This is a genomic window from Ochrobactrum sp. CGA5 (assembly GCF_006345815.1).
Classification (GTDB): domain Bacteria; phylum Pseudomonadota; class Alphaproteobacteria; order Rhizobiales; family Rhizobiaceae; genus Brucella.
The window spans coordinates 111,264-126,794 of sequence record NZ_VCIG01000009.1; the positions used below are offsets into that span (position 1 = coordinate 111,264).

Below are 15,531 nucleotides of genomic sequence, written 5' to 3' on the forward strand. Positions count from 1 at the left end.
CGTGGCGTTCTGTGGCTATTTATTACCGGATAACGAAATTTTGTTGCGCCCGTTATCCGGCAACTCCAAGCGATTGGGCACCGGCCGGATCAGTCCTCACGAAGCTCGGCAAGGTCACGATAAAGCTCCAAAGCTTCCGGGTTCGCCAGCGCTTCGCGGTTCTTCACGTCGCGCCCGTGCACGATATCGCGCACGGCAAGCTCCACGATCTTTCCCGATTTGGTACGCGGAATATCGCGGACGGCAACGATCTTGGCCGGAACGTGACGCGGCGTGGCACCGGTGCGGATTTTCGTCTTTATACGCGCCTTGAGATCATCGTCCAGCGCCACACCTGCGGCGAGCCGCACGAACAGCACCACCCGCACATCCTTGTCCCAGTCCTGCCCGATACAGAGCGCCTCCGCGATTTCCGGCATCTGCTCGACCTGATTGTAAATCTCCGCCGTACCGATACGCACACCGCCGGGATTGAGTGTTGCATCCGAACGGCCATGGATGACGATGCCGTCATGCTCGGTCCATTCGGCAAAATCGCCATGGCACCAGATATTGTCGAAACGCTCGAAATAGGCAGCCTGATATTTCGCACCTTCGGGATCGTTCCAGAATTGCAGCGGCATGCATGGAAACGCCTTCGTGCAGACCAGCTCGCCTTTTTCGCGGCGCACCGGCTTGCCATCGTCGTTCCAGACATCGACCGCCATGCCGAGACCTGCGCCCTGAATCTCGCCCATCCAGACAGGTTCGGTCGGAACGCCCAGCACGAAGCAGGATACGATATCCGTACCGCCGGAAATGGAAGCCAGATGCACGTCCGGCTTGATCGCTTCATAGACGAAGGCAAAGCCTTCCGGCGATAGCGGCGAGCCGGTCGAAGAGACAGTGCGCAGCGCTGACAGATCATGCGTTTCACCGGGTTTGAGGCCAGCTTTCAGCACGGCGTCGATGAATTTCGCAGACGTGCCGAAATAGGTCATGCCCTCGGCGGCGGCATAATCGAACAGCACATTACCATCAGGATAAAAAGGTGAACCGTCATAGAGCAGAAGCGTGGCTCCCGAAGCGATGCCCGACGCAAGCCAGTTCCACATCATCCAGCCGCAAGTGGTGAAATAGAAAAAGCGATCGCCGTCGCGAATATCCGCGTGCAAGCGGTGTTCCTTCAGGTGCTGGAGCAGCACGCCGCCCGCCCTGTGCACAATGCATTTCGGAATTCCCGTCGTGCCGGAGGAAAACAGGATATAAAGCGGATGATCGAAGGGGAGCCGCGTGAATTCCACGTCCTTGGCCTTGAGCGGCTCCAGAGCCGCATCAAGCGCAATGCCCTTTTCTGCTCTGTTGGCGACTGCTTCTGCTTCCCCGAGATAGCTGACAATGACAGCCCGCTTCATCCCAGGCAGTTTTGCCGTCACTTCGGCAACCTTGTCGGCAACCTCGATTCGCTTACCATTATACCAATAGCCATCGCAAGCGAAGAAAAGCTTCGGTTCAATCTGGCCAAAACGATCCAGTACACCTTGCACGCCGAAATCCGGTGAACAGGATGACCAGACCGCGCCGATGGATGAAGCGGCCAGCATCAGGGCCACGGCCTCCGGCATGTTGGGCATCATGCCCGCCACACGGTCGCCCGGCTGGACACCTTGCGCCAGCATGAATTGCTGCAACTTCGAAACCAGCGCGTGAAGATCGTCCCATGTCAGGCGGCGCTCGACCTTGTCCTCACCGCGAAAGACAATTGCCTCGTTCGGGCCTTGATGGCGAAGAAGATTCTCTGCAAAATTGAGTTTTGATTGCGGGAAAAATTTCGCCTCACGCATATGGCCCTTATCAATAAGGGCCGTGCCGCCGCGCTCGCCAATAACCTCGCAGAAATCCCACACAAGTTGCCAGAACCCGCCGCGATCTTGCACGGACCAGCGATGCAGTGCAGCGTAGTCCGGCAGGCTCAGGCCCGTGCGTTGTTCTGCGCGGATGCGGAATTGCTCCAGATTGCTGGCGGCAATGCGGCCAGCATCCGGCTGCCATAGCGGACGGTCAGGCGAAAACTGCGTGGGGACTGCGTTGGTGCTCATCATTCCTCCCAGAACATGCGAAGCCAGACCTACTCCTGATCGACTCCGTCACGAATTTCTAGAAGAGAGTTTCCGATACGTCTACGCTTTTCCCGTGATACTGCCTGTCATGGCTGATGCCAGTACCGGAATAAGGTGAACAGACAGAAGGGCCGAAGCTGATTTGGTTTACTGATTTTTGAAGGCCCTGATCGTCGGTACGTCGCTCTATCTGATGCGGCAGGACAGCGGTAAAACGCGCAACGCCTTATCAGCCCGGCGGCTCTGGAAAGACTGGAAACTCCAGATGGTAAAGTCAGTCCGCCGCAGCAAAATGTGCCATCTGGTCGGTATAGGCTTTCTGGAATGCAGACCGCGCGATGGCACGCCCGACATAGGCCCGGCAGGTCGTATAGTGCGCCAGACCGTCAAAATGATCGACCAGGCGCAAAACATCAGCCATCAGAATATCAGCAACCGAAAATTGCTCCGTCAGCCATTCGCGGCCTGACAGGGCCTGTTCCATATGCCCCAGCCGACCAGCCAGAAAACTATCCATAAGTTGCCGGCCGGGAGTCTGCTCTTCATCGCCGGTGAATTTATAAAGGGCGAGTGGCAGGGAAGCCATCTCAACCGAATTCAATGCGGCAAAGAACCATTGTATGACCTCGTTGCGCGCCCTTGGATCGGGCGGCAACAGCGCATCGCTCTTCCCGGCAATATGAAGCAGGATGGCACCGCTTTCAAAGATTGACATATCACCGTCGACCAGCCAGGGCACCTGCCCGAAAGGCTGATGGGCGAAGTGTTCCGGCCCGCGATTCTTGAACGGAACGCCTTTGACACGATAGGGTATCCCGGCTTCTTCCAGTGCCCAGCGCACGCGAAGATCACGGACGAAGCCGCGTGGCATTTTGGGAACCCAGTCGAATGTCGCCAAGATCATTTCTGTCATGAAATAACACTATAGCGCGCGAGTTGGCTTTGTACAACGATCGCTATCATGCACATTGATGTGCTATATGTTTACGATATCGGGAAGGAAATTTGGTGGAGCCAAGCGGGATCGAACCGCTGACCTCCTGCATGCCATGCAGGCGCTCTCCCAGCTGAGCTATGGCCCCATAAGACCTCTTTCGAGGCACATCAGGCAGGACTTGTTGCCCGGTGTGGCGGCTTATTAAATGGCGTTCGTCAGAAGATCAAGAGCTAAATCGCAACTCTTTTCACATCTGCCAAAAATAATTCATAGATCCCGCTGAAGCCATCATTCGGGATGCGCTCAAAACGCAGCGAGGCAACCCGAAGGTTGCCTCGTAAAAGCATCAGGACTTGATCTGCGTAACAGATCAGCTCTCTTCGTCGTCGCCGCCGACACCACCGCCGAGAATGCCCGACATATCGTCGTCCTCGTCTTCCTCTTCTTCAAGGAAAGTGTCGTCATCGTCGTCGCCGAGATCGACATCATCGTCGTCGATATCCGGCAGGTCGTCACCGCCGCCCTTTGCTTCGTCGTCGGCATCTTCAAGCGAGACGAAGTCTGGCTTTTCCATTGCCGTATCCAGTTCTTCCTCTTCGGCTTCCTCTTCGACAACGCGGCTTTCAAGCGTGGAGTCGAAATATGAACGCGGATAGGAGATGCCGGTATAAGGCGAAACGATCGGGTCGCGATTGAGATCGTAGAATTTCTTGCCCGTTTCCGGGTCGATACGCTTGGTACCAAGTTCAGCTTTTGCCACGTCTAGCCTCGTTAATTCGCACGGGGACACAAGTTCATAAAAATCGCGCCGGAATGCCTGCCTTGAAGAATATAGCCCATCACCATGCTGTTCACGGAGCCATATGGCAAGGGGCAAGTCTTGAGCGCGTTATATTGTTGTCCGGTGCATAAACGCAATTTGGCGCGTTTGTCAAAGCCAAACGCAAAGGGATATGCAGACTCTTGCTTCAGAGTGTCGCTCGCGCCGCGTATTCGCGGATGACCCCGGCTTTATCCTATGCTAGGGAAGCCCCGCTTATCTCTCAATCCCGGCGCGTGTCCGCGCCAAAAATGTGACTGTGAAAAATCCATGTCCCATTCTGCATCCCCGAAACCAGCAACCGCCCGCCGCTCGGAGGCACTTACGGGCGAAATCCGCATTCCGGGCGACAAGTCCATATCGCATCGCGCCTTCATGTTTGGCGGCCTTGCATCGGGTGAAACCCGCATCACCGGCCTTCTGGAAGGCGAAGACGTCATCAATACCGGTCGCGCCATGCAGGCCATGGGCGCGAAGATCCGCAAGGATGGCGACGTCTGGATCATCAATGGCGTCGGCAATGGTTGCCTGTTGCAGCCCGAGACAGCGCTTGATTTCGGCAATGCCGGAACCGGTGCGCGCCTCACTATGGGGCTTGTCGGCACTTACGACATGACAACGACCTTTATCGGCGACGCTTCGCTTTCCAAGCGCCCGATGGGTCGCGTGTTGAACCCGTTGCGTGAAATGGGCGTCCAGGTGGAAGCAGCCGAAGGCGACCGCATGCCGCTGACACTGATCGGCCCCAAGACGGCCAATCCGATCACCTATCGCGTGCCAATGGCATCCGCGCAGGTAAAATCCGCCGTGCTGCTCGCCGGCCTCAATACGCCGGGCGTCACCACCGTCATCGAGCCGGTCATGACTCGCGATCATACGGAAAAGATGCTGCAGGGCTTTGGTGCGGACCTCTCCGTTGATACAGACAAGGATGGCGTACGCCATATCCGCATCACCGGTCAGGGCAAGCTTACCGGCCAGACCATTGATGTGCCGGGTGATCCATCGTCAACGGCTTTCCCGCTCGTTGCCGCCCTTCTGGTTGAAGGTTCCGACATCACTATTCGCAATGTGCTGATGAACCCGACCCGTACCGGCCTGATCCTCACGCTGCAGGAAATGGGGGCAAATATCGAGATCATCGATCCGCGCCTTGCTGGCGGCGAGGATGTTGCCGATCTGCGCGTGAAGGCGTCGAAGCTCAAGGGCGTGGTCGTTCCGCCGGAGCGCGCGCCGTCGATGATCGACGAATATCCGGTACTGGCGATTGCCGCCTCCTTCGCGGAAGGCGAAACCGTGATGGACGGTCTCGATGAGCTGCGGGTCAAGGAATCGGATCGTCTGGCAGCCGTTGCGCGCGGCCTTGAAGCCAATGGCGTCGATTGCACCGAAGGCGAGATGTCGCTGACGGTTCGCGGCCGTCCCGACGGCAGGGGGCTGGGTGGCGGTACGGTTGCAACCCATCTTGATCACCGCATCGCGATGAGCTTCCTCGTGATGGGGCTCGCATCGGAAAAGCCGGTGACGGTTGACGACAGCACCATGATCGCCACGTCTTTCCCCGAATTCATGGACATGATGCCGGGACTCGGTGCTAAGATCGAACTGAGCGACGCGCAATGACATCGTTTGTCGTCGCCCCGTTCATCGTCGCGATAGACGGACCGGCGGCCTCGGGCAAGGGAACCCTTGCCCGGCGCATCGCCATCCACTACGGCATGCCGCATCTGGATACGGGGCTGACCTATCGCGCTGTCGCCAAGGCACTTCTCGACAAGGGGCTGCCGCTCGATGATGAGGCGATGGCTGCTGACGCCGCGCGGAATCTCGATCTGCGGGAAATGGACAAGGCAGTTCTTTCCGCTCATGCGATCGGCGAAGCGGCATCGAAGGTGGCAGTCATGCCTGCTGTCCGGCGGGCGCTTGTCGAAGCGCAGCGCAATTTTGCTAATGCCTTGCCCTCAAGCGTGCTTGACGGACGCGATATCGGTACCGTCGTCTGTCCCGATGCGGCCATAAAGCTTTTCGTCACGGCCTCGCCGGAAGTGCGCGCCGAGCGCCGCTATGAAGAGATCGTGGGTCGGGGCGAGAAGGCCGATCTTGGAGAAATCCTTGCCGATCTCAAGAAGCGCGACGAGCGCGACACGAACCGCATCGATTCTCCTTTGAAGCCTGCTGAAGACGCGCACTTGCTAGATACGAGCGAAATGAGTATAGAAGCGGCATTTCTGGCCGCAAAAAAGCTGATCGATCACGCTTTGGCGCAGCATCGGGGATGAAATCCGGCAAGTTTCGCGCTTCCGGGCGTCATTGTGCCCTGAAAAGCTGGATTATCCCGAGTTCGGACCTATATAGGCTGCACTCATACTGAAAAGCCTGACTTCGCGTTCCACGCGCCGGTTGTCTGCAAAGACGGGGCCGAGGTCGGGCATAACGCAACACTAACCCCCGGCGCCGCATCCGATGAATTTTCCGGATGCACCAGGAGTATTCATGTCAGAATTCAATCCATCCCTCGCAGACTTCGAGTCGCTGCTGGCGGAATCCTTTGCAACGAACGACCTTGCTGAAGGTTATGTCGTCAAGGGCCGTATTGTAGCCATTGAGAAGGACATGGCGATCATCGACGCCGGTCTCAAGGTCGAAGGCCGCGTGCCGCTGAAGGAATTCGGCGCAAAGGGCAAAGACGGCACGCTGAAGCCGGGCGACGAAGTGGAAGTTTACGTCGAGCGCATTGAAAACGCTCTGGGCGAAGCTGTCCTGTCGCGCGAAAAAGCACGCCGTGAAGAAAGCTGGGTCAAGCTCGAGCAGAAGTTCGCCAATGGCGAGCGCGTCGATGGCGTCATCTTCAATCAGGTCAAGGGTGGTTTCACCGTCGATCTCGACGGCGCTGTTGCCTTCCTGCCGCGTTCGCAGGTCGACATCCGTCCGATCCGCGACGTCACCCCGCTCATGCACGTCCCGCAACCGTTCGAAATTCTCAAGATGGACAAGCGTCGCGGCAACATCGTTGTCTCGCGCCGGACCGTTCTTGAAGAAAGCCGTGCGGAACAGCGTTCGGAAATCGTTCAGAACCTTGAAGAAGGTCAGGTTGTCGAAGGCGTTGTCAAGAACATCACCGATTACGGTGCGTTCGTTGACCTCGGCGGTATCGACGGTCTCCTGCACGTTACCGACATGGCATGGCGCCGCGTCAACCATCCGTCGGAAATCCTCACCATTGGCCAGACGGTCAAGGTGCAGATCATCCGCATCAACCAGGAAACCCATCGTATCTCGCTCGGCATGAAGCAGCTCGAGAGCGATCCTTGGGATGGCATCGGCGCGAAGTACCCGATCGGCAAAAAGATCACCGGCACCGTCACGAACATCACCGATTACGGTGCGTTCGTCGAGATCGAGCCAGGCATCGAAGGCCTCATCCACGTTTCCGAAATGTCGTGGACCAAGAAGAATGTCCATCCGGGCAAGATTCTCTCCACCACGCAGGAAGTCGAAGTCGTTGTGCTCGAAGTTGATCCGGTCAAGCGCCGTATCTCGCTCGGCCTCAAGCAGACCCTCGACAATCCGTGGACGACCTTTGCCCAGAAGTACCCTGTCGGCACAGTTGTTGAAGGCGAAGTCAAGAACAAGACCGAATTCGGCCTGTTCATTGGCCTCGACGGCGACGTTGACGGCATGGTTCACCTCTCCGACCTCGACTGGAACCGTCCGGGCGAACAGGTCATCGAAGAGTACAACAAGGGTGAAGTCGTCAAGGCCGTTGTTCTCGACGTTGACGTCGAGAAGGAACGCATCTCGCTCGGTATCAAGCAGCTTTCCGGCGACAAGGTCGGTGAAGCAGCAACTTCCGGCGACCTGCGGAAGAACGCCGTTGTAACGGTTGAAGTCACCGCAGTAACCGACGGCGGCCTTGAAGTTCGTCTGGTCGATCACGACCTCGACAGCTTCATCAAGCGCTCGGATCTGTCACGTGACCGCGACGAACAGCGTCCGGAACGCTTCACGGTCGGTCAGAAGGTTGACGCCCGCGTCATCGCTTTCGACAAGAAGACCCGCAAGCTGCAGGTCTCGATCAAGGCGCTCGAAATCGCCGAAGAAAAGGAAGCTGTCGCTCAGTACGGTTCGTCCGACTCCGGCGCTTCGCTCGGCGACATCCTCGGTGCCGCTCTGAAGAAGCAGGAAAAGAACTAATCTTTCCCTCTTCAGTTAAACATGGAAAAGCCCGCCAATTGGCGGGCTTTTTCTTTATTAAATAAATTTAATGCTTCTCTTCTGCCACGAAATGGTCACGAATTGGGTCGATCTTCATTACAACATCAGTACTGATTCAGCATTTATATTTCAGATACATCATTTAATATCCAATAAACGCACTACCGCATCAATACTGGAGGGCAGAGACTTACAGAAAGCCAATTACTTAAACATATCCCTATACAGTTATTTCAAGACGGATTGCATACGATGATTTCCAAGACCACCTCTCTTCCCGCGCTGCTCATTTCAGCCGCACTGTTGAGCGCATCATTCGCAACGGCCAGTTTCGCCGAAGAAGCGACAAAGCCAAAAGCAGCAGTAACAGAGAGCACGAAGGCTGCGGAGCAGGATGCCATCAAAAAACTGGACGCGATTTCCGACGACGGCCTCGCAGCGGTGCGCGGTGTCACACTGGCTCGACTGGCCATTTTTCAAGGAACGCCGGACCAAGCCAAGATTATCCTGACAACCGTGAAGGATGATCTGGATAAAGCCCTGAAAGACACGCCAGCATTGCTCGACAAGATGAAAATGGCTGGCGCTCCGGCCGATGAAATCGCAGAGGTTCAATCCGGCACATTGCCGGTCGATATGGAACTTGGTGTCGTTGACGATTACAAGCTGACGCCTGAAAAGGCAGCGCATCTGAAAAAGGCCAATGAGCATATTCAGCATGGTCGCAAGAAAGAAGCACAGGACGAGCTCAAGCTTGCCGATGTCGATCTGGTAATAACCGAAACGACCGCTAATCTGCCAGCTATCGACAAGGATGTCGATCTGGCACTGGAACAGCTCGGCGACAGCAAATACTATGACGCCAACCTGACGCTTATCAAGGCAGAGCATATGGTGACCATCCGCTCCAACATGCCGAAAGACGCGATGAGTGCCGACAAGAAGGCCAATCCACCAGCCGAGGCAAAGCCTGCTGCAGACGCTGCAAAATCAAGCGATGCAGCCAAGAAAAGCTGACCATCAGCTTATGAGAAGAAGCCGGGATGGGAACCCCATCCCGGCTTCTTTATGCAACGCTGAGCATATGGATCAGGCCAAGGCTTATAACGCAGAGAGCCAGGAGTGAAAGCACTGCGGTCAGCGTGACGCGACCGCCCGCCGACGCTACAGAGCGGATATCGACGCCGAGGCCAAGGGCTGCCATCGAAATGATGGTCAGGATGGTCGAGGTGTATTGAATGCCTGGCAGGATCGATTCCGGTATCAGGTGCAGCGAATGCAGCGCCATCATGCCAAGGAAGCCGAGGATGAACCATGGCACCAACTGGAAGAAACCCGGCTTGGCGTTTGCGTCCTTGTTTCCAGCAAGAAGCGCCAGCGCGAGGATGACCGGTCCGAGCATCAACACGCGCACAAGTTTCACCAAAGTGCCAAGCTGAACGCTGATCGTCGCGACCGGCGCAGTGGCTGCCAGAACCTGTGGCACGGCATAGACGGTCAGGCCGGCCAGCACGCCATATTGCGTATGCGACAGCCCGAGAAGCGGCACCAGAAGTGGCAGGAGCAGTACGACGGCCACGCCGAGAATAGCGGTAAAGGCGATGGAAGCCGCCACGTCCTCGCTTCCCGCGCCGATAACCGGTGCGGTTGCGGCGATGGCGGAGTTACCGCAAATGGAATTACCGCAGGCGACCAGCACGGCCATCCGGTGCGGAAGCTTCAACAGGCGCCCGATGCCGTAACTGAGTGTAATGGCCAGAACAACAACGCCCGCAATGCCGAAAATGAGCCCCGAACCCGCCTCCACCACCGCGCTGGCGCTGATCGATGCACCGAGCAGCACCACTGCAATTTCCAGAAGAAGTTTGGCGGAAAAGCCGATGCCCTTGTTGAACTGTTTGCCGGGACGCAGAAACGTCCGCACAACAGTACCGAGGAGAATAGCGAGTACCAGTGCTTCGAGCCAGGCACGCCCTGCATAATGTTCCTCAACCCTTTCAAGCCCAATCGCCGCTATTGCGACGGCAACGCTCAGACCAAGTCCTGGGAGGATGTTCTGGAATTTGGAGTAGGTCATTGTCGGCATTTCAAATCTGACTGTTCGCTTTTCTCGCATTATCCCGCACAAAATCGCTGTGCACTTTTGCTGGAAACGCTGTTTTCCTTGGCATTGTCCCGCGCAAAACCGCTATGCACTTTTGCTGGAAATGCTCATGTGAGAATTATTTTCTGATTAGATGCCTGATTTCGCCTGTTCAATCCATTTCATTGTATGTCATATTTCATTCGATAATATCGAACGATAAGAACTATGACCCTGGAACAGCTAAGAATTTTCATTGAGGTTGCCGAACGCGAACACCTCACACGAGCGTCGGAGGTCCTGAACCTGACGCCTTCGGCGGTCAGTTCGGCTATCCGCACGTTGGAAGATCGCTACGGAGCGACACTCTTCAACCGCATCGGGCGGCGGATCGAGCTTACCGGTGATGGGCACATGTTTCTGGATGAGGCGCGCGCGACGCTTGCGCGTGCCCGTTCTGCTGAACGTATGCTGTCGGAACTTGGTGGCGGTAAGCGCGGCATTCTCGCCATTCATGCCAGTCAGACTATCGCCAGTTATTGGCTGCCGCCCTTTCTGGCAAAGTTTCACGCAACCTACCCGCTGATTGATGTACGACTGACGCTTGGCAATACTGAAAGCGCCACCGAAGCAACCGAGGAAGGAATTGCCGATATCGGCCTTGTGGAAGGCACTGTGCAGGCACCGTCTCTATCGATCAGCCGGGTTGCAAGCGACCAGCTTATTCTGGTGACGCGGCCCGATCATGATTGGGGTATCGGCGGCAAGCTAAGCTGGGACCGGCTTTTCGAGGGAAAATGGATATTGCGTGAGCAGGGATCGGGGACACGCAGCGTTTTCGAGGATGCGATGCGCGCTTCCGGTTACAATCCCGCACGGCTGCATGTGGCGCTTGAACTGCCCTCGAACGAGGCGATCTGTTCGGCGGTGCGCTCGGGTGACTATGTGACGGCGATATCGGAACTTGTCGCCGCCCCGCATCTTGCTGCCGAAACGCTGGTGAAAGCCGATTTCGCTCTCCCGCAGCGTCAGTTTCTCATGCTGCAACACAAGGACCGATACAGGACAAAAGCTCTACAGGCTTTCGCCAGTTTGCTGACTGGTGGGGATCAGCGAATCTGACGCAACAATTCCGGCTGCGGAAAGCAAGTCGCCGCTAGGCCATTGTTTGCCTGCCACAGGCCGATGGAGCGACGGGTCTTGAAACCGGGAAGACCGTCCGGCTTGCCGACGTCATAGCCCAAAGCCTGCATGCGTTTCTGCATTGCACCGATATCCGACCGGTACATTGTGCCGACGTCGCCCCATCCACGACTGAAATCGCCTGCACCATAGGCAATACGGTCGCCGACATGACCGATGAAGAGCGCATAGAGGTCGCTCATATTGTAATCTTTGAGCACGTAAAAATTGGGCGTCACGATAAAGGCCGGACCGTAGCGACCAGCAGGCATGAGCAGAAAACCCTCGCCCTTCAATTCATTGGCCGGAAATGGCTTTCCATTCACTCGCGTAATGCCAAGCTTCGCCCATTCGGCAAAAGTCTTACCCTGATCCGGGCCTTCCAGCGAACAGGAAACATTCTGCGGCACGTTTACTTCAAAGCCCCAGTCGCGGCCCTTCTGCCAGCCGTGCAGTTTCAGATAATTGGCGATGGAGGCAAGCGTGTCAGGCACTGAATTCCAGATGTCACGCTTGCCGTCAGCATCGAAATCGACAGCGTGTTTCAGATAGGACGTCGGCATGAATTGCGGTTGGCCGAGTGCACCCGCCCATGAGCTTTTCATGGCAGCTTCGTCGATATAGCCCTTGGAAGCGATTTCGAGCGCAGCAATCAGTTCCTTGCGGAACATATCCTTGCGGCTCGCCATAAAGGCCTTGGTGCCGAGCACCTCATAAGCATTATAGGGAATCTTCACCCTGCCAAAGCCGGATTCGCGGCCCCATACGGCAAGCAGGACACGCGCCGAAACACCGTATTTCTGCTCAATGCGGCTCAGGAGGTTGGCATATTGGCCATAGCGCTCCTTGCCGCCGCTTGTGACCAACCCCATTGTCTTGGCGTTAAAATATTTCCCGGGCGCGCCAAACTCCGCCTGTTTCTGTTCTTTCGGTGTCGTGGCCTTTTCGCCGGGAATGACGAGATCTGGCAGCTTCCAGTTGATCGAGATCCCGGCAAAAGCCTGATCGAACACGGCGCGGGACACGCCTGCTGCCTTCGCTTCCGGCCAAAGGTCCCTTTCCAGCCAGTTTCGATACTGGGTTTCAATCTGCGCCTTGGACGGTGCGGCAATAGCGGTAGAAATGACGAGGCTGGCAACCAGTGCGAGGCCAATCTTCAGGCTAAGCTTCCAATTTCCCGCTGCCATGCCTTCTCCATTAGTTCTAAAGAGTGGTTCTTGCCCGCAAGGCGGCAGCAAGTGTGCCTTCATCCAGATAATCGAGTTCGCCACCGACAGGAACGCCATGGGCGAGCCGCGTGACGCGAACCTCGAAGCTCGATAGCTGATCGGTGATGTAATGCGCCGTGGTCTGGCCTTCGACAGTCGCGTTGACTGCGAGAATCACTTCCTTGACGGCACCGGTGGCAACGCGCTCCACCAGTCCCTTGATGTTGAGATCATCCGGGCCGATGCCATCGAGCGGCGAGAGGCGACCGCCGAGAACATGATAACGCACATTCATCGTCCCGGCCCGTTCCAATGCCCAGAGGTCGGAAACATCCTCAACCACGATAAGCGTGGCGGGATCGCGACGCTCATCGGTGCAGATCGTGCACAGATCGGACGTGTCGACATTGCCGCAACAAGAACAGATGCGCACCTTTTCGGCCGCCTCCTGCATAGCACCGCCAAGCGGCACCAGAAGCGCTTCCTTCTTCTTGATAAGATGCAGCGCCGCACGACGGGCCGAACGCGGCCCAAGTCCCGGCACGCGGGCGAGAAGCTGGATGAGGCGTTCGATTTCAGGACCGGCTATTCGTTTGGACATTTGCTTAAGGAAGTATGGGAAAGGACAATAACAGGGTTGGGAACAAGGAACAGGAAATATGCGTCGTGGCGGCAGTCAGGCCGACCAAACATACTGCCCTAGTCGCTTGTTCCCCCTCCTCACTTAAAACGGAAGCTTGAACCCCGGAGGGATCGGCAGACCGGCGGTGAGCGACTGTGTCTTCTCGGCCATGGCTGCCTCAAGCTTCGCCTTGGCATCGTTATGCGCCGCGATAATCAGGTCTTCGAGGATTTCGACCTCTTCTTCCTTCATCAGCGACGGGTCGATTTTCAGCGCCGAAAGGGTGCCCTTGCCGGAAAGCGTAATCGTCACCAGTCCGCCGCCCGAAGAGGCTGAGGCTTCCATGGTTGCGATCTCGTCCTGCATGGCCTTCATCTTGGCCTGCAATTCCTTCGCCTGCTTCATCATGCCCATCATGTCACGCATGGGTTCACTCCATCATTCCGTAAATCAGTCGTCTTCAGACGGTGCGCCGGGGATTTCCGCCACAGCATCGAGGTCAATGTCCTCGTCGTCATTCTGTTCCGGTACGGCAATACGCACATCGGTGATTCTTGCCCCTGGAAAGGCCGCCAGAATGGCGGCTACATCGGGATCGGCCCGGGCGTCGGTTACCAGATTGTCGCGGCGCTCGGTTTCCGCCTCTGAAATGGTCTGACCTGCCACGTCGCGCGCGACAGTCACCACCCAGCGAATGCCGGTCCAATTCAGGAGGCGTTGTGAAATGTCACTCGGCAGCGATTTCGGCGCATCGTCGGTCAGGCCAATTTCCAGTCGCCCGGGTGCGATGGATGCAAGCCGCACGCAGCTCTTGACCAGAATCTTGAACTGCATGTCGCGGTGCTTGTCGGCGAGTGCAACCACATCATGCAGGCTGTTGACCGGCACCGACGGCTGCGGCGCATTCTCCACAAATTGCTGCGGTGCAGCTGATGGCTGAACCGGCTGGGGCGGCGTTTCCACGATACGCATGGCCGTAGCTGGTCCGCCAGAGGCGGAGACCATCGAAGACGAGCCAACCGCATCGGGGGCAAAACGCGCTTCAGGCGCGCCACTGCCACCATTCGGTCGCGGATTGCCCGGCTGCGGGCGTGGGGTCGAAACAGAGCCATTGTCGAGACCGCGGATCGCCTCATCCAGTGTCGGCAGATCGGCCGCATGGGCAAGCCGGATCAAAAGCATTTCTGCAGCCTGCACAGGTCTTGCCGCCGTATCGACTTCCGCGATGCCTTTAAGCAGCATCTGCCAGGTGCGCGACAGCACACGAACGGACAGTTTCTGTGCGAACTCACGCCCGCGCACGCGCTCTTCCTCCGCAAGCGACACATCTTCAGCCACGTCCGGCGTGAAACGCAGGCGTGTCACCAGATGGTTGAAATCGGCGAGATCGGTCAAAACGACCGATGGATCGGCACCAACATCATATTGCGCGCGAAACTCGGTCAACGCACCAGCCACATCGCCGCGCATCAGCATCTCAAAGAGGTCGATAATGCGGGCACGGTCTGCAAGGCCCAGCATGGAGCGCACGGCTTCCACCGTAACGGTGCCCGCACCATGCGCGATGGCCTGATCGAAGATCGACAGCGAATCGCGTGCAGAGCCCTCGCCTGCGCGTGCGATCATGGCGAGCGACGTATCGTCCACCGCGATCTGCTCCGCTTCCGCTATGCGACGCAGATGCTGTGCCAGCGCACCTGATTCGATACGGCGCAGGTCGAAGCGTTGGCAGCGCGACAGAACCGTGATCGGCACCTTGCGGATTTCAGTGGTGGCAAAGATGAATTTGACGTGTGGCGGAGGCTCTTCCAGCGTCTTCAAGAGGCCGTTGAAAGCCTGATTGGAGAGCATGTGCACTTCGTCGATGATATATACTTTGTAACGCGCAGAAACCGGGCGGTAACGCACCTGCTCAATGATCTCGCGAATGTCATCGATGCCGGTATGCGAGGCGGCGTCCATTTCGATCACATCGACATGACGGCCTTCCATGATTGCCTGGCAGTTTTCGCCCTGCACGGAAAGGTCGATGGTCGGCTGATCGATCGTATCGGTCTTATAGTTGAGCGCGCGCGCCAGAATGCGCGCCGTCGTGGTCTTGCCGACCCCGCGAACACCGGTAAGCATCCAGGCCTGCGCGATGCGGCCCGTCTCGAATGCGTTCTTGAGCGTGCGAACCATCGGCTCCTGGCCGATAAGGTCATTGAAATTCTGGGGGCGATACTTCCGGGCGAGAACGCGGTAGGCGCCATCAGCGGATTTTGTGTCCATGAGCTGCCCTTCCGTTCTCCATTCGCTTCTTTCTCAGCCGCCAGTTTGGACCGGACGCATTAGCGGCGTCAACCAAAGAGGCAATCCATCAACA

Annotated in this window: 13 protein-coding genes and 1 tRNA gene; 5 read left to right on the forward strand and 9 right to left on the reverse strand. The window is 57.1% G+C overall.

Annotation, left to right across the window (positions count from 1 at the left end; all coding sequences use genetic code 11):
- Positions 1–89: 89 nt before the first annotated feature.
- From FJQ48_RS10150 to FJQ48_RS10165, 4 genes are all read right to left on the reverse strand, one after another.
- Entirely contained in the window at positions 90–2,078 is a 1,989-nt protein-coding gene (locus FJQ48_RS10150; protein WP_139975104.1) for an acetoacetate--CoA ligase, read from the reverse strand.
- Between the two features lie 295 nt (positions 2,079–2,373).
- A complete protein-coding gene (locus FJQ48_RS10155; protein WP_139975006.1) occupies positions 2,374–3,012 on the reverse strand; it encodes a glutathione S-transferase family protein in 639 nt (212 codons plus the stop codon).
- A 93-nt stretch (positions 3,013–3,105) separates the two neighbouring features.
- Positions 3,106–3,181 (reverse strand) — tRNA-Ala (locus FJQ48_RS10160).
- A 225-nt stretch (positions 3,182–3,406) separates the two neighbouring features.
- Positions 3,407–3,796 carry a TIGR02300 family protein gene (locus FJQ48_RS10165; RefSeq protein WP_139975007.1) on the reverse strand — a complete coding sequence of 130 codons (390 nt, stop codon included), beginning with the start codon at positions 3,794–3,796 and terminating at the stop codon, positions 3,407–3,409.
- Positions 3,797–4,126: 330 nt separating this feature from the next.
- Between FJQ48_RS10165 and aroA the strand changes: the two genes are divergently transcribed.
- From aroA to FJQ48_RS10185, 4 genes are all read left to right on the forward strand, one after another.
- Positions 4,127–5,479 carry a 3-phosphoshikimate 1-carboxyvinyltransferase gene (gene aroA / locus FJQ48_RS10170; protein ID WP_139975008.1) on the forward strand — a complete coding sequence of 451 codons (1,353 nt, stop codon included), beginning with the start codon at positions 4,127–4,129 and terminating at the stop codon, positions 5,477–5,479.
- Complete coding sequence (cmk, locus tag FJQ48_RS10175) at positions 5,476–6,135, forward strand: (d)CMP kinase (protein ID WP_139975009.1); 660 nt, start codon at positions 5,476–5,478, stop codon at positions 6,133–6,135. Before aroA ends, cmk begins: the two co-directional genes overlap by 4 nt.
- A 214-nt stretch (positions 6,136–6,349) precedes the next feature.
- Complete coding sequence (gene rpsA, locus FJQ48_RS10180; RefSeq protein ID WP_139975010.1) at positions 6,350–8,050, forward strand: 30S ribosomal protein S1; 1,701 nt, start codon at positions 6,350–6,352, stop codon at positions 8,048–8,050.
- A gap of 273 nt (positions 8,051–8,323) precedes the next feature.
- Entirely contained in the window at positions 8,324–9,088 is a 765-nt protein-coding gene (locus FJQ48_RS10185; protein WP_139975011.1) for a YfdX family protein, read from the forward strand.
- A gap of 49 nt (positions 9,089–9,137) precedes the next feature.
- Here FJQ48_RS10185 and FJQ48_RS10190 read toward each other — a convergent pair whose 3' ends face one another.
- Positions 9,138–10,157 carry a YeiH family protein gene (locus tag FJQ48_RS10190; RefSeq protein ID WP_180350171.1) on the reverse strand — a complete coding sequence of 340 codons (1,020 nt, stop codon included), beginning with the start codon at positions 10,155–10,157 and terminating at the stop codon, positions 9,138–9,140.
- 225 nt (positions 10,158–10,382) lie between these two features.
- Between FJQ48_RS10190 and FJQ48_RS10195 the strand changes: the two genes are divergently transcribed.
- On the forward strand, positions 10,383–11,276 hold the full coding sequence (locus tag FJQ48_RS10195) for a LysR family transcriptional regulator (protein ID WP_139975013.1): 894 nt from the start codon (positions 10,383–10,385) through the stop codon (positions 11,274–11,276).
- Here FJQ48_RS10195 and FJQ48_RS10200 read toward each other — a convergent pair.
- The 4 genes from FJQ48_RS10200 to FJQ48_RS10215 all read right to left on the reverse strand — a co-directional run bounded on the left by FJQ48_RS10200 (position 11,264) and on the right by FJQ48_RS10215 (position 15,437).
- Positions 11,264–12,523, reverse strand: coding sequence for a lytic murein transglycosylase (locus tag FJQ48_RS10200; RefSeq protein ID WP_139975014.1), 1,260 nt, complete (start codon positions 12,521–12,523; stop codon positions 11,264–11,266). The two genes, FJQ48_RS10195 and FJQ48_RS10200, sit on opposite strands and share 13 nt — an antisense overlap.
- A 16-nt stretch (positions 12,524–12,539) precedes the next feature.
- The gene (gene recR / locus FJQ48_RS10205; RefSeq protein WP_139975015.1) at positions 12,540–13,145 is read right to left on the reverse strand and encodes a recombination mediator RecR; all 606 of its coding nucleotides are present in this window, start codon (positions 13,143–13,145) and stop codon (positions 12,540–12,542) included.
- A 123-nt stretch (positions 13,146–13,268) separates the two neighbouring features.
- The gene (locus tag FJQ48_RS10210; protein WP_010657829.1) at positions 13,269–13,592 is read right to left on the reverse strand and encodes a YbaB/EbfC family nucleoid-associated protein; all 324 of its coding nucleotides are present in this window, start codon (positions 13,590–13,592) and stop codon (positions 13,269–13,271) included.
- Between the two features lie 24 nt (positions 13,593–13,616).
- Entirely contained in the window at positions 13,617–15,437 is a 1,821-nt protein-coding gene (locus tag FJQ48_RS10215) for a DNA polymerase III subunit gamma/tau (RefSeq protein WP_139975016.1), read from the reverse strand.
- Between the last annotated feature and the right edge of the window lie 94 nt (positions 15,438–15,531).